Consider the following 15,821-nt stretch of genomic DNA (forward strand, 5'->3'; position numbering starts at 1 on the left):
ACGTCAAACAAAAAAACATGAGGGGGTTTTTATTTTCAATTATTTATGTGGGGATATTGTGTTTTCCAATGTTGGGCATATCTCAGATTAACACCAACGACACCATTCCTAGAATCGCTCCAATTTCTTATGATATCGATGGCAACCGGGTAACGTTTGGTGCCGAAATGCCCCTACTCAATCAAATTGCAGGAGCGCCGAAGGCATTTTACACCTACTACTGGGAGTTTGGGGATGGCAACTACAGCTTTGAAAAAAATCCTACTCATACCTATCCTAAATCCGGAAACTACCAAGCCAAACTTTGGGCAACAAACAATTATGATAATGGGAAACCACCCGCTAGCCGACCCAAATCTGTTTCGATAAACAATACTCTAGAGGAAGCGTCATTAGATTCGAATTCTATATTTAAAGAAGAAGAGGACTTGCTTATCAAACGAAATCGAGAACCCATTCCTGATCAGGAAATGGTGGTTATCACTAGCTATAAAAACACCAACAACTACGTTTCTAACGGGAAATTGTATTTGTTCTACAACGATTACAAATTCAAGAATGATAATTTCACTATTGAAGACACCCGAATGCATCATGGGGAACAAATTATCCCTTTGAATGCCATTACCGAGACTTTACCTGAAAATGATGATCATACCCTATTGGCATCATCTTCACATTCTATACTGCACAACAAAACACTTTTTGTACAAGACACCACCAAACGTAAAAATCTACCGCTAACCCTGGAAGAGTCTAAAGCTTTGTATCGGGACTATCAGGTCATTGCTTTTAACGATATGCAACCTGGTGAAGAGCGCAACATCTTCAGAACACTGAAGACCACTCCCGAAATGATTAAAGACACCAGCGCTATTGTGACGCTACGTAGTGTTTATGTTCCTGATGACAGCTACGACAATCATACGGTAAAGGACACAGAAATGGAAATTGTTACCTCACACGATCCCAATAAGATGTCCTCCAACGGTTGGTTGATGAACTATCGACTGGTTCGATTTAAACGCCTCAAATTCAAAGTGCGTTTCCAAAATAACGGTGAAGGCCCCGCCAATACCATCAGGCTAGAATCAGATACTCCAGAAATGTTTGACAAATCTACATTGCGGATCGATAGTATGTATCCTGAATGTCCAATCTGCCCAAAAGATCGGGAAGTAAATTATAGCTGTCTGGACACCATATTAAAAAAGGATAAGATCATTTTTCAGTTCAATAGGATTTATCTTCCAGGTAGCCAACAAAAGAATGTTGCCGAAATTGATTCTACCAAAGGTTTTGTAAAATACTCGATGAAATTTGGAAAGGATTTTCACAAGAAAAAAACCAAAAGTAAAACTGCCATCTATTTTGATAAAAACGAACCCATTATTACCAATTATGCAACCACACGATTTATCCCGGGCATTTCTATTGGTGCCAAGGCAGGATATATTTTCGTGCCTGATCTAGACAACCAACGCGAATATTTTGTGGGGGCCACCTTATCACCTTTCAAATCCTATAGAGCCTATTATCAGGCGGAGCTGTTTTTCTCTACTTCAACTCATGACGAAGTACGAAATTTTGAAACCAGAACGGTCAATGCCGATGGGTCTACTTCACTTATTCAATTTTCTGAATTGAATCAATTCAACAACATCACCGTATATGCAGTGCCGGGATCGATTCGATACAACTTCAATAACTTTTTTGCCATGGGTGCTGGGGTACAGTTGAAATTAGACATGAATAGTGTTAATGATCAGGAAACCACTGGGGAAGCTTTTACCATAGTAAATGGCATTCCTACACCCAATCCGGACCTCAACTCCTTTACTGCAGAAGAAATTACAGACAGTTTTCTCAACGCTCAAGCCGGAGTATTTGTAGGTATGAATCTGGGAACAGTTCGAATTGGACCGAGTCTTGGAGTACGGTATGTGTACAATTTTGATGCCCCCAACTCTCAAATTCAAGTATATGGGATTTGGAAATTTTAGGATCATCCTTTGCTTTATAGCAATGCTTGGTATTGGTGACTATAGTATCCAAGCACAATCCCGAGAAAGCACGGCTACTTTTTTATACAAACAGCTAGATTACTTTTTGCAAAACCCCACCTCATCTGGCTCTTTACGACTTAGCAAACTCATCTATCCAAAAAAAGAGCAACTAATTACCAAAGAAGATCAACTGGCATGGGTGGTGGTGCACTGTAATTTGGGATACTACCAACAGCAATTTGGGAGTCTAACATCCGCCATATTGTACTACGAAAAAGCCTGGAGCACCTATTATCAATATCAATTATCAGATTATGACATTATCGAAAACTGTCTACAACCTTTGGGCAATTTATACCTTAAAATAGGGGATCTTCCTAAAGCAGAAAACACCATAAAAAGCTATTTGTATTTGGCAGAGCAATCTCAAAATCAATCCAAAATTGTTACTGCCATTACCAACCTCTCGATTGCCTATCACAATCAAGGCGAGTATGCAAAGGCGATTACCGTTTTGAATCAGGGCCTCTCTATAGCTCCAAAAAACCTAAATATCTTAAACAATATTGCCACCAATCATTTGGATGCTGGTAATTATCGCGAAGCCAAAACTCTAGCAAAACAAATCATAGCTATAGATTCTAAACAGATTAATGCTTATCAGATTCTAGCCGCTGTAGCTTTACAAGAAGGAGAACTACAAGCAGGGCAACACTACATGGAGCAGTCCAGATTTCAATTATTAAACAATGATAACGCCACTCCAAGATCTCTGGCCAAATTACAATTGGGGTATATTGATCTATTATTATCTTCGTCAAAATTTGAGGAAGCGCAAAAAAGCATTGTAGAGCTCTATTCTTTAATACTACCAAAATATGAGAGCAAAGATCCATTACCCTTAGAAGATCATCTAGTCACAGATCCGATTCTTTTAAAAATATTGGATCTACATGCACATCTTTCTATACAACTTCAAAACCCTAAACAAGCTTTAAAAGCATATGAACTTGCTTTTGAAGTCAACAAAAAACTGAATAGTCTATATCCTTTACAAGACACCAAAATCATACAGCACAGTCAAAACAGAAATCGAACCGAACTTTATATTGATCTTCTTTTTGAACTGTATCAATCCACAGCAGATCAACGATATCTCGAAAAAGCCTTTCAAGCTGCAGAACACTCAAAAGCGCCATCGGTAAGCGAAGCCTTACTTTCTAAAAAGGTACTCTCCCAATATAAAAGTGATGCATGGGTAGTACAAAAAGAACAAATCACTTCAGCATTGGCTTCTTTGGAGGTATTGATAGTGCAGGAAAAACTAAAACTGGATACCGCCAACATCGCTAACATTCAAAAATGGACAGCAGCCTATGATGCAAAATCATTGGAACTTAAAACCGTAACGCAGGCTCTTCAAAACAAATATCCAAAACTCCTTCAGCTTCAAAAACCCATATCGATAAATGATTTACAGGAAAAGTTGCAGCAGGATCAAACAGTAATGATCGCCTATTTTTATGGCCAACAAAATGTTTATCAATTTGAAATAGGTTTTGATTCCTTTCTGGTCAGAAAAATAAAAAACACTGCTTCTTTTCAGGAAATCATTAAAAATTATATTGGGTATTATAATGATTCGGCTGCTATATTGAATCAGGTAACGGATTTTACCCAGGATGCTGCAAACCTCTTTACTGCACTGCAGGTTCCCAAGGATGCCAATCGACTTCTCATAGTAGCAGATGGGTTGCTAAACTTTATCCCTTTTGAAACCCTACTCACTGAAAGCTCAACCGCGCTTAGTTTTCAGAACATGCCTTTTTTATTACATACCACAGAAGTGCACTATGAGATCTCGGCAAGCAAGTACGTACATTCGACATCCAAAAATGATATAGATCATACCGTACTGGGAGTCTTTCCCGTTTTTGAGAACACCCCATTAGCCCTCCCCTATTCCTTAACAGAAAGTAAATACATTCAAGACTATTTTGAAGGCACCTATCTCCAAAAAGAACAGGCCACATATCAAAACTTTATCCGAACTGCCAACAATCATAGTATTATACATCTATCCACCCATGCTGAGGCTGGTAGTTTCTCGAGACCTGCATCAATAAAATTTATAGACAAAGATATTTTGGTGAATCAATTATACGGTACAAACCTTAGCACAGATTTGATAGTGCTCAGTGCTTGCGAAACTGGAATCGGGAAACTTGCCAAAGGAGAAGGGCCGATTAGTATAGGGAGAGGATTTCAGTATGCCGGGATAGAAAATGTTCTTTTTTCGCTTTGGAGAGTGAATGACAAAACTACCTCCAAACTGATGCAGCTTTTTTACAAACATTTGCATACCTCTCACTCCAAATCCAATGCTTTATATCAATCAAAACGAGATTACCTGGCTGCAAAAGACATTTCCAACGCCGAAAAATCCCCTTATTTTTGGGCAGCATTTGTATACTACGGAGAAATCGATCGACCTAATACCTTTTCTTATTATTGGTACATTGTTGGTTTTGTGTTATTGCTGATAATTGTGCTACTTTTGCGAAAGTTTGTTCAAAATAAAACATGAGTACATTACGACAATTTCTGAAGCAAAAAGAGTATCACAGGATCAAAATGACTACTACCAAAACCATGCATTTTGAGGTCACCGCAATTTTGAATGATATCAGAGGCACTTTCATTGTAGATACTGGAGCCTCTAACTCGTGTGTGGGTTTTGAAGCAGTACATAAGTTCAATCTTTTTGCCGAGGATAGTGATGTAAAAGCTGCAGGTGCTGGTGCTACTGATATGACCACACAACTCTCCAAAAAGAACAACATACAATTAGGAAGCTGGCGCAAAAATAGAATATCACTGGTGCTATTTGATCTCACTCATGTCAATTCGGCTTTGGTAGCTCATGATGCAGCTCCCGTAGATGGCATCATAGGTGCAGATATCCTAAAACGTGGTAAAGCGATTATCGATTATGAGAGAAAATGCTTGTATCTGAAGTAATTCCAGAAATTTATTAAACTGCATCTTGTTCTGGAAGCATAGATCATCTTATTATATTTTTTGTTTTAGGTACTTCTGAAGTACCCCCTCCCCACTTATCACACTACCCTTAACTAGTAATCGCAGTGGGTACCTCCTATTGTAAACACAGGTTCGCCTTGTGTTGAACACAAGTTCAACTTATGTTTTAGCATCGATTCACTTCTGTTTGTACTACCCCCAACTTCTGTTTGAAGTACCCCTTAGTATGTTTTTGATTATTATTGGGTACTTCGAGTAGTACCCCAAACGAATACATTACGATAAAAAGGGTACTTATACCAGTACCCCTCCCCATGTTCCATATGTACCTTATTTCGTGTTTTAATGTGTTTTTTACATTTTGAGCAACAAATAAGCCAGTAACACTATGTTACTGGCTTTTAAATTCTCAACTTCAAAAGTTACATATCTATATTCTTGGTTTTCTATTCCAAAAAAATGATGTCTGAATCCTCAGAGACCCCTTCAATAACAAGTTTGACAGCTTGATCAATATTTGTGGACTCCCCACCATAAATATGAATTAGCGGAAATTCAAAATACCAATTAGGATCATTATCTGTGCAATTATCTAACGGACCTCTAAATTCTATCCCATCTAATGCATAGTAATCATTATACTCTCCATAATTATACAGATTACTAACATTGTTGAAAACAGGATGATTCTTAATAACTGTATTGTTTTGATCAAACCATGTAAAACTACTAGCACCTATTATCTTGATACCGCAAAAGTTTTCTGGAAGAATAATATTCCCTTCGTTATCATGATAGTGATAGAGTGGATTATTGTTTTTTAATGCATTTCTATCTATACTGATCTGTGGACTCGGAACATCATCAGGATTATTCGTAAAGTCAACGATAATTTTTGCGTCATTGCTGATACTGATATAGTCTGGTATAACATCTCCGTTATCTCCTCCCCCAGGCGGGTTGGGATCTGGTCCTTCATCCGGTTGTTTATCCATCATAAAATCAAACTCATCCAATCCCATCGCATTTTTTACTCGTATTCTAAAAGATCGTTTTTTAGTACCATTTTTATAATACCCATATGTTCTTCGCTTATTTGCAGGTATTTCTATACCTTCTTGAATTGAAGTTTTAATCGGCTTCCATACTCCGTCCTTTTCAAATTCAAAATACAATTTCGGACCTCGGTATGCTGAACATGGCGGATCCAGGCACAAAATATTCGACAGGTAATGATCGTTGTTTGCATTTTGAACCGATTTAGCACATATCTTCCCTCTCCACTTTTTGGTATTGTTAAAAGTAGCCGAATATCGATACCTTTTTCCTTTTTGGCACATGGCATCGGATAGATTGCTACAATCATTTTTAAAACTGGAATAGTTAATAGGTTTTTTATCTAATCTAATAAATTCAGGATCCCCTAAAAAGCCACCAACAATACCACTGGTAAACTTACTATTCTTGCATGCTACTATTGTACTAGATTCATTATTCTCAAAACCCATTTTAACAGGAGTTTGAACTTGACTTCTGGCCCAGCCCTGCTCTTTGGAAACAGTTTTACTGGCATTCTGGTTCATTTTTAGAAAATCAGGAACTTCTTCTCCTTTTTTGGATAATGCCCAAAAAATTTCAGCTTCAGACAATTCCTTTTTGGAGAGGGAAATAATGTTATCCAACACCGAACAATCGGAGCATTCGCTTTCTTCAAGTATAAAAACCTCATCGTTATCATAGTTAATAAAAGAAAGTTTGTTTTGGTTTTCTAATACCAACGAAATACTCCCCTTTTCAGAAAGTTCCTGGACTACTTGATCCGTCAATAACTCTGGTTGTTCACAAGAAAGTAAACTCAACATGACACCAACCAAAAAAATGTGTGCAATCTTAAATGTTTTCACGATTTCTAGATTTTAAAAGTTTATTTACCAACTGAAGTTAGGTGGGTATAACTACAAAAAGTCCGAATATTTTGAGTTTCAAAATATTCGGACTTTTTAGGGTTTTTAACCGGTTTGATAAGGGGTAAAAAACCTCTTTAAGGCTGGGCACAATCACCAGGCGATTTCCCTATGCTACCTGTAGTTTTCTACTTGTACAACATATAGGCTCACCAAAAACTAGTTTTATTTCCTATTTAATTGATTATAAATAACTAATACAGAAAAGTGCTTGTATCTAAATTCAACATCTTGGACCTACATCCCAGTTCGTATCGCCTCTACCGGATCTAGCCTAGATGCCGATATTGCCGGTAGAATCCCAGAAACCAAACCAATAAAAGAAGAAACTATAGTACCGATTAGGATATTCCAAGGAGATAAGACAAACTCAAAGTCGCCTGTAAATTGAGAAGCTAATAGCGATATCAACCAAACAAAAAGTAAACCAATTAATCCACCGATCAAAGACAAGATCACCGCTTCAAACAAAAATTGGAATAAAATAAATTTATTCTTAGCTCCCAAAGACTTTTGAATCCCAATCAAATTAGTCCGCTCTTTTACGCTTACAAACATAATATTGGCAATACCAAATCCACCAACCAGTAACGAGAACCCACTGATGATTAGACCGATAAAACTCATCTGACTGGTAATATTATCTATAAAATCAGTAAATCCTTGTAGTTGATTTACAAAAAAGTTATCAATTTCGTCGGGTTTCATCCCACGATAGGTTCTTAGCTTTTGGGTTAATACCGCTACAAACTCAGGCACATCAATTCCTGATTCAGGCTTGATGATAATGGCAGGAAAAGCGGCTTTATTATTATCCCCATAGATTTTCCTCACCAAATTTACAGGAAGAAATACTGCGGTATCTTTCGAATTTCCAAAAAGTCCCATCCCTTCTTTCTTTAGCACACCAATCACCGTGAACTTACGCCCGTATAATCGAATCTTCTTTCCGATCGGTTCAAAAGACCCAAACAAGCTATTTGCGATTTCATCACCCAAAACAATTACAGGTGCTCCGGCTACAGACTCTTGTTCGTTATAGAATCTACCTTTTTCAATTTGTAAAGCTTCAATTTCGTAGTAATCATTGGTTACCGGTGCAATTTCAACGTTACTCACACTCTTATCCTGATACTTCACTGTTTCGGGAGCTACATTCAAAATAAAACTGGCTGCTTTCAGGTTTGGCATCGATCTATTGATATACTGATACTCCTCGAAAGTAACATCTGGGAATTGCTCTCTTTTCCATTGAGGGATATCGGTAGGTCCAAAAGAAAATCGCATTAAATAAATAGTGCTATTATCCAATGAGCTAATACTTCCCTTGATTTCTTGTTTCAGAGAATCTACCGCAGCGAGCACTCCGATAATAGAAAAAATTCCTATCGTAACTCCAAGTAACGACAAAAACGTTCGTAACTTATTATTAACCAGTGCATTTACCGCAAAATAAAAACTCTCTTTAAGTACTCTTAGATAGATTAGCATGCTCCGTTTTTTGAACCCATTTTACAATAATCTAAAGATAGGACGTTTTCCTTTAATTTTTGTTACAACTTAGCGCAAACAATTACACATAATCGTTGTCTAATTGATTGGTAAATTGCTACTTTTGCGTTTTACTAACTAAATTTTCTCATGAACAACACAAAGACTGCGAAATCAGCACTAATTTCTGTATTTAGCAAAGAAGGATTAGCTCCAATCGTAAAAAAATTAGACGAGCTAGATGTTACTATTTATTCTACCGGAGGTACCGAAAAATTTATACGAGATTTAGGTATTAATGTAATCCCGGTTGAAGATGTCACTTCATATCCTTCTATCCTTGGAGGAAGAGTAAAAACATTACACCCAAAAGTGTTTGGAGGTATTTTGAATCGTCAGAATAATGATAGTGATGTTGCAGAAATCGAACAATACGAAATCCCACAAATCGATATCGTAATCGTTGATTTGTATCCTTTTGAAAAAACAGTAGCCTCTGGAGCTACCGAACAGGAGATCATTGAAAAGATTGATATTGGTGGAATCTCACTAATTCGAGCTGCAGCCAAAAACTTTGCTGATGTTACTTGTGTAGCTTCTGTAGAAGATTACGATGAATTTTTTGATATTATTTCTGAAGGAAACGGAAGCATTACCCTAGCAGACAGAAAACGTTTTGCTGCAAAAGCTTTTAATGTTTCTTCACATTACGATACTGCTATTTTTAATTATTTCAATAGTGACCTTGCAGTACCTGCCCTTAAAGTTAGTGAAACCAAAGGACAGGTGTTACGTTATGGAGAGAATCCGCATCAAAAAGGGTTCTTCTTTGGAGATTTTGATGCCATGTTCAACAAATTACACGGAAAAGAGCTTTCATACAACAACCTTTTGGATGTTGATGCTGCGGTAAATCTGATGAGTGAGTTTAAAGGAGAAGCTCCAACTTTTGCGATACTAAAGCACAATAACGCTTGTGGTTTGGCACAAAGAGATACTGTGCTTCAATCCTATGTAGATGCGTTGGCAGGAGATCCTGTTTCGGCTTTTGGAGGAATCTTGATTAGTAATTCTGAAATTGATGTGGCTACCGCCGAAGAAATTCATAAATTGTTCTGTGAAGTCGTAATTGCACCCTCTTTTACTCCTGAAGCTCTTGAAATACTAAAAGGAAAGAAAAATAGAATTATACTAATACAAAAAGACATTGACCTACCCGAAACCCAGGTAAGGTCATGCCTTAACGGAGCATTGGTACAGGACAAAGATTTGAAGACAGATGCTGTAGAAGATCTAAAAACAGTAACCAAAGTTGCGCCTACCGATGCACAGATTGAAGACCTGCTATTTGCTTCAAAAATTTGTAAGCATACCAAGTCAAATACGATTGTTTTTGCCAAAAACAAGCAATTATTTGCCAGTGGTACGGGACAAACTTCAAGAGTAGATGCTCTTAAGCAATCTGTAGAAAAAGCAAATGCTTTCAATTTTGATTTGAATGGAGCTGTTATGGCCAGTGATGCATTTTTTCCATTTCCAGATTGTGTAGAACTAGCTGACAAAGCTGGAATAAAAGCAGTTATCCAACCAGGTGGTTCGATCAAAGATCAATTGAGTATTGATTATTGTGACAATAACGGAATTGCAATGGTTATGACCGGAACACGTCATTTTAAACATTAATTTTATTACATTTACGAAATTTTAACCCCTTTTTTGAATTTTTATGGGATTTTTTGACTTCTTTACCGAAGAGATCGCTATAGACTTAGGTACCGCCAACACCTTAGTTATTCACAATGACAAAGTAGTAGTAGACAGCCCTTCCATAGTGGCCAGAGATATTATGTCTGGTAAAATTATCGCTGCCGGAAAGGAAGCTGCCATGATGCAGGGAAAAACCCATGAGAATATAAAAACCATCAGACCACTCAAAGATGGGGTTATTGCTGACTTTGATGCTAGTGAGAAAATGATAAGCATGTTTATCAAAGACATTCCGGCATTAAAGAAGAAAATTTTTGCTCCGGCTTTACGCATGGTCATCTGTATCCCTTCGGGAATTACCGAAGTAGAGATGCGTGCGGTAAAAGAAAGTGCGGAGCGCGTAAATGGGAAAGAAGTATATCTTATCCATGAACCAATGGCTGCAGCCATTGGTATTGGTGTAGATATCATGCAACCAAAAGGAAATATGATTGTGGATATAGGTGGTGGTACTACCGAAATCGCAGTCATTGCTTTGGGTGGTATTGTTTGTGACAAATCTGTAAAAATTGCAGGAGACGTTTTTACCAACGATATCATCTATTACATGCGCACACAACATAACCTTTATGTTGGAGAGCGTACTGCAGAAAAAATAAAAATTCAAATAGGAGCAGCTACCGAAGATCTGGAATTACCACCAGAGGATATGAATGTTCAAGGTCGCGACCTTCTTACCGGAAAACCAAAACAGGTACAAATCTCATTCCGTGAAATGGCAAAAGCACTTGACAAGTCTATTTTACGTATTGAGGATGCCGTTATGGAAACTTTATCACAAACTCCTCCAGAACTTGCCGCAGATATCTACAATACTGGAATCTACCTTGCTGGTGGAGGATCTATGCTTAGAGGTTTAGACAAAAGATTATCGCAAAAAACTGATTTACCCGTTTATATAGCCGAAGACCCACTACGTGCTGTAGTAAGAGGAACAGGGATTACACTCAAAAATTTGAACAGATATAAGAGCGTACTGATTAAGTAGTGTTATAAAAAACACTTTTGGAATATACCTAAATCTCAGAATTTACGTTATCCTGCTTTATATTTACTATGTAAGTGGATCGGTTACATATATAAATGAATAGCAAACAAAGTAATTACACCCTAAATCATGCAACAGATTATTAATTTTTTAATACGAAATAAACATTCTTTGTTGTTTCTGTTGCTGTTTTTGCTATCACTGATCTTTACTATTCAATCGCATTCTTACCATAAAAGCAAATTTGTGAGTTCTACCAACTTTTTGAGTGGAGGAATTTATGAATGGCAGCGATCGGTTAAAGACTATTTCAAACTGAGAAATGAAAATAAACGGTTACTTACCGAAAATGAAATGCTTCGCAATCAACTAAGTGCTTTGGGAGTAGACTCAGTTGCTACCCAATATCTCGATACTACAAATTTTGATAAGCCTTATACGTTTATTAAAGCAAGAGTAATCAAAAACGATTATAGTAAATCTGATAATTATTTGCTAATCGATCGTGGAGCAAAAGACAGTATCATTCCTGATATGGGAGTAATAACCGACAAAGGAATTATCGGAATTATAGAAAATACCTCAAAGAATTACAGCAGGGTTATCTCGATACTCAATAGCAATTCCAGAATCAACGCAGGTTTAAAAAACTCTGATCAATACGGTTCGTTAGTATGGAATGGAAAAGATCCTAATACTTTACAACTGGAAACAGTGCCCAGGCAAGCTGTACTCAAAGAAGGTGATACCATCATCACACATGGTCGATCTACCATTTTCCCTAGAGGAATAGGCATAGGAACCATTGCCAACTACAAACTAGACGAAAACAAAAGCTATTACTTGATCGATGTGAAGTTGTTTAATGATATGACTAATATCGGTTTTGTATACACTATAAAGAATAGAGATACCGAAGAAATTAAGAATCTAGAGAATGAATAAAGACACCCTATCACATATTGGCAGGTTTGTTATTCTGATTTTGGTTCAGACCTTTATTCTGAATCACATTAATTTCCTGGGATGGTTAAATCCATACATTTATATCATCTTCATCTTATTAGCCCCTCTAAACATCAACAAAAGTTTGTTTCTCCTGCTTAGCTTTATACTAGGTCTTACTATTGATATGTTTGGAGATTCTGGAGGCGTTCATGCAGCCGCTTGTTTGATTATTGCATTTTTTAGACCCGTTGCATTACGTACTGTTTTTGGATTGAGTTACGAGTTTCAAACTGTGAAACTTGGCAATACCGGTTTTGGTGAAAAACTAGCTTATGTAACGCTTATGGTTTTAACACATCATATCGTGCTTTTTTCACTTGAAATTTTTAACTTCTCTCACATACTATTAATACTCAAAAAAACGTTATTTTCCAGTTTATTCACCATTATGATTACCATGTTGGTGCTGGTTTTGTTTAGAAGAAATGATTCATGAGAAAGTTACTGCTGTATTTAATTATTGTTACTACAGGTTTTGTGTTTGTCGCAAGGCTCTTTTATCTACAAATATATAACACTTCTTTTGCCTCATTATCCGAAGACAATGCAATCAAAGTAATTTACGACTACCCCCAACGGGGAGCAATATACGACAGAAATGCCCGGCTGTTGGTAACCAACCAACCTTCGTATGATGTAATGGTTATCCCAAGAGAATTAAAACCTTTTGACACCTTAGAATTCTGTTCTATTCTGAATATTACCAAGGATAAGCTTATCAAAAGATTGCATAAGGCAAGAATATATTCACCCAGGGTACCTTCTATCATTATTCCTCAGTTAACCAAAGATGAATATGCCTATTTGCAGGAAAAAATGAGGAAATTCGAAGGTTTTTATATCCAGAAACGATCACTTAGAGATTATCAAACCGAGAATGCTGCTAACGTTTTAGGATATATTGGCGAGGTAAATGAGGGAATTATCAAAAGAGATCCTTATTATCTATCTGGAGATCTTATTGGTATCGATGGGGTAGAGAAACAATATGAAAAAGAACTTCGAGGCATTAAAGGAGTAAAGCGAATCCAAAAAGATCGATTCAATCGAGATATTGGTCCCTATAAAAATGGAAAATTTGATACCTTACCGGTAAACGGAAAAGATCTCACCATTACTATTGATGCAAAACTCCAGGCGTACGGCCAGAGGTTGATGCAAAATAAACGAGGAGGTATTGTTGCTCTCGAACCTGCTACAGGAGAAATCCTGGCACTGGTTACAGCACCAACCTACAAACCAGAATTATTAGTTGGACGAAAAAGATCGCCAAATTTTACCAAGCTCTATTACGATACGATTGCAAAACCATTATTTGACAGAGGTCTACAAGGGGAATATCCTCCTGGTTCTCCTTTTAAAACCATTAATGCCCTTATCGGCTTGCAAGAAGGTGTTATCGATACCAAAGAAAGTGTTTCTTGCAGAATGGGCTATTACTATGGTAGAAATGGAAGAAAGTTAGGCTGTCATTCGCACAGAAGCCCTCTGAGCATGGTGCCGGGAATTGCTCATTCCTGCAATGCCTATTTTGCCACCGTTTATCGCAGGATTATTGAAAAGTACAGTACTCCACAAGAAGGCATGGATAACTGGAGAAAACATGTAGAGAGTTTTGGACTAGGGAATTACTTAGGCAATGACCTCTCTGCAGGTCGACCTGGTAAAGTACCCAGCGCCAAATATTACGATAGAGTATACCCTAATCACAATTGGTATGCTACAGCCACTTTATCCAACTCCATCGGGCAAGGAGAAGTATTAGCAACGCCAATTCAATTGGCCAATATGACTGCTGCGATTGCAAATCGAGGATATTATTACACTCCGCATATCATAAAAGCCATAGATGGTAAACCTATTGATAATGAAAATTATGTAAAACCAAAGTATACTACCATAGACAAAGAGCATTTTGAACCTGTTGTAAATGGTATGCATGAGGTATACACCCAAGGAACCGCTAACTTTTTGCAAGTAGAAGGTATCGACATTTGTGGAAAAACAGGTACTGCAGAAAATTATACAAAGATCGACGGCGTGAAAACTCAGCTTACTGATCATTCGGTTTTTGTTGCTTTTGCTCCAAAAGATAACCCTAAAATTGTTTTAGCGGTTTTTGTGGAGAATGGATATTGGGGAGCTCGATACGCTGGTAGAATTGCATCCTTGATGATCGAAAGTTATATAAAAGGCACTATTTCCAGAACTGATCTGGAGGAATGGGTCCTTACCCACAGTTTGGAGGAAGAATATGCCAAACCCTACAGTGGTGAACCTTTTAAAATTAACCAATAATGGCAAAATCCAGTGTAGCCGCAATAGATTGGATAACGGTCTTATTATTTTTACTACTTGTTGGATTTGGATGGGGTAACATCTACTCTGCTTCCTACGAAAATGAAGTCATCTCCTTAACAGATCTTTCTATAGTGTATGTTAAGCAAGGGTATTGGATTCTATTTAGCATCATTATCATTATTGTAATTCAAGCCATAGAAGCTAAGTTTTATGAACGCTTTGCTGGTTTGATATATGTGATTGCATTACTCTCTTTATTAGGATTGTTTGTCTTCGGAAAAACCATTTCTGGAGCCACATCCTGGTATGCATTTGGTCCGGTTGGATTACAACCCTCAGAATTTGCAAAGGCAGCCACTGCCCTTGCTTTGGCTAAGTTTTTGAGTGATATGCAAACCAATATCAAATCTATTCGCCATCAATTAAGAGCATTTCTTATCATTGCTTTACCTGCCCTGTTAATCATCCCACAACCTGATCCTGGTAGTGCATTGGTATATGCTGCATTCTTCTTTCCACTTTATAGAGAAGGTCTGGCCGCCATATATTTGATCATAGGAGCTTCTGCTGCTGTACTTTTTATATTGACTTTACTGTTTGGCCCTTTGTGGGTGGTTTTAGGGATAGCAACTATCATGATCGCTATACTCGTTAAAAAAAGGAAGCAAAAACCAAAGTACTCTCGATATTTGATCACCTTAGTTTTCATAACAGGCTTTTGTTTTTCTGTAAATTACATCTTTAACAATGTATTCGAACAACGACACAGAGATCGTTTTAATATCGTTTTGGGTAAAGAAGTAGATGCCAAAGGAATAGGATACAACACCAACCAAAGTCAGATCGCCATTGGTAGTGGTAGTTGGACCGGAAAAGGTTGGAAAGAGGGTACACAAACCAAAGGTGGTTTTGTTCCTGAACAGCATACAGATTATATTTTTAGCACTGTTGGAGAAGAATGGGGATTTCTAGGAGCCACCCTGATTATCATTTTGTTTGTGCTCCTACTTATACGATTACTCCATTTGGCGGAACGACAAAAAAATCAATTTAGTAGGGTCTATGGATATAGTGTAATAGGGATTTTATTTATTCACTTTGCGATCAACATTGGGATGGTAACTGGTTTGATTCCAACAATAGGTATCCCTCTTCCTTTCTTTAGCTACGGAGGCTCAGGCTTATGGGGTTTCACTATCCTTCTTTTTATTTTTATTAAGCTAGATGCCAATCGAGTAAACGAGTGGTAATCCC

Annotated in this window: 11 protein-coding genes; 9 read left to right on the forward strand and 2 right to left on the reverse strand. The window is 37.4% G+C overall.

What is annotated here, in order from left to right:
* Nucleotides 1–17 precede the first annotated feature (17 nt).
* The 3 genes from BUE24_RS09245 to BUE24_RS09255 are packed head-to-tail and all read left to right on the forward strand — an operon-like array spanning nucleotide 18 to nucleotide 5,027.
* Complete coding sequence (locus tag BUE24_RS09245) at nucleotides 18–2,003, forward strand: PKD domain-containing protein (protein WP_073315710.1); 1,986 nt, start codon at nucleotides 18–20, stop codon at nucleotides 2,001–2,003.
* Entirely contained in the window at nucleotides 1,984–4,593 is a 2,610-nt protein-coding gene (locus BUE24_RS09250; protein WP_073315711.1) for a CHAT domain-containing protein, read from the forward strand. Before BUE24_RS09245 ends, BUE24_RS09250 begins: the two co-directional genes overlap by 20 nt.
* The gene (locus BUE24_RS09255) at nucleotides 4,590–5,027 is read left to right on the forward strand and encodes a retropepsin-like aspartic protease family protein (RefSeq protein ID WP_073315712.1); all 438 of its coding nucleotides are present in this window, start codon (nucleotides 4,590–4,592) and stop codon (nucleotides 5,025–5,027) included. The genes BUE24_RS09250 and BUE24_RS09255 overlap by 4 nt, the downstream gene beginning before the upstream one ends.
* A gap of 467 nt (nucleotides 5,028–5,494) precedes the next feature.
* Here BUE24_RS09255 and BUE24_RS09260 read toward each other — a convergent pair whose 3' ends face one another.
* The gene (locus tag BUE24_RS09260) at nucleotides 5,495–6,952 is read right to left on the reverse strand and encodes a hypothetical protein (protein WP_139241953.1); all 1,458 of its coding nucleotides are present in this window, start codon (nucleotides 6,950–6,952) and stop codon (nucleotides 5,495–5,497) included.
* A 297-nt stretch (nucleotides 6,953–7,249) separates the two neighbouring features.
* On the reverse strand, nucleotides 7,250–8,503 hold the full coding sequence (locus tag BUE24_RS09265) for an ABC transporter permease (RefSeq protein WP_073315714.1): 1,254 nt from the start codon (nucleotides 8,501–8,503) through the stop codon (nucleotides 7,250–7,252).
* 150 nt (nucleotides 8,504–8,653) lie between these two features.
* Here BUE24_RS09265 and purH point away from each other — a divergent pair, with 150 nt between their 5' ends.
* The 6 genes from purH to rodA all read left to right on the forward strand — a co-directional run bounded on the left by purH (nucleotide 8,654) and on the right by rodA (nucleotide 15,817).
* The gene (gene purH / locus BUE24_RS09270) at nucleotides 8,654–10,186 is read left to right on the forward strand and encodes a bifunctional phosphoribosylaminoimidazolecarboxamide formyltransferase/IMP cyclohydrolase (protein ID WP_073315715.1); all 1,533 of its coding nucleotides are present in this window, start codon (nucleotides 8,654–8,656) and stop codon (nucleotides 10,184–10,186) included.
* A gap of 43 nt (nucleotides 10,187–10,229) precedes the next feature.
* Nucleotides 10,230–11,258 carry a rod shape-determining protein gene (locus BUE24_RS09275; RefSeq protein ID WP_073315716.1) on the forward strand — a complete coding sequence of 343 codons (1,029 nt, stop codon included), beginning with the start codon at nucleotides 10,230–10,232 and terminating at the stop codon, nucleotides 11,256–11,258.
* 129 nt (nucleotides 11,259–11,387) lie between these two features.
* Nucleotides 11,388–12,203, forward strand: coding sequence for a rod shape-determining protein MreC (mreC, locus tag BUE24_RS09280; protein ID WP_073315717.1), 816 nt, complete (start codon nucleotides 11,388–11,390; stop codon nucleotides 12,201–12,203).
* On the forward strand, nucleotides 12,196–12,702 hold the full coding sequence (locus BUE24_RS09285) for a rod shape-determining protein MreD (RefSeq protein ID WP_073315718.1): 507 nt from the start codon (nucleotides 12,196–12,198) through the stop codon (nucleotides 12,700–12,702). The genes mreC and BUE24_RS09285 overlap by 8 nt, the downstream gene beginning before the upstream one ends.
* Nucleotides 12,699–14,564 (forward strand): penicillin-binding protein 2, encoded by a 1,866-nt coding sequence (gene mrdA / locus BUE24_RS09290; protein WP_073315719.1) that lies wholly within the window; start codon nucleotides 12,699–12,701, stop codon nucleotides 14,562–14,564. Before BUE24_RS09285 ends, mrdA begins: the two co-directional genes overlap by 4 nt.
* Entirely contained in the window at nucleotides 14,564–15,817 is a 1,254-nt protein-coding gene (rodA, locus tag BUE24_RS09295) for a rod shape-determining protein RodA (RefSeq protein ID WP_073315720.1), read from the forward strand. Before mrdA ends, rodA begins: the two co-directional genes overlap by 1 nt.
* The last annotated feature ends 4 nt before the right edge of the window (nucleotides 15,818–15,821 follow it).

The organism is Aquimarina spongiae, from assembly GCF_900141785.1.
Taxonomy (GTDB): domain Bacteria; phylum Bacteroidota; class Bacteroidia; order Flavobacteriales; family Flavobacteriaceae; genus Aquimarina; species Aquimarina spongiae.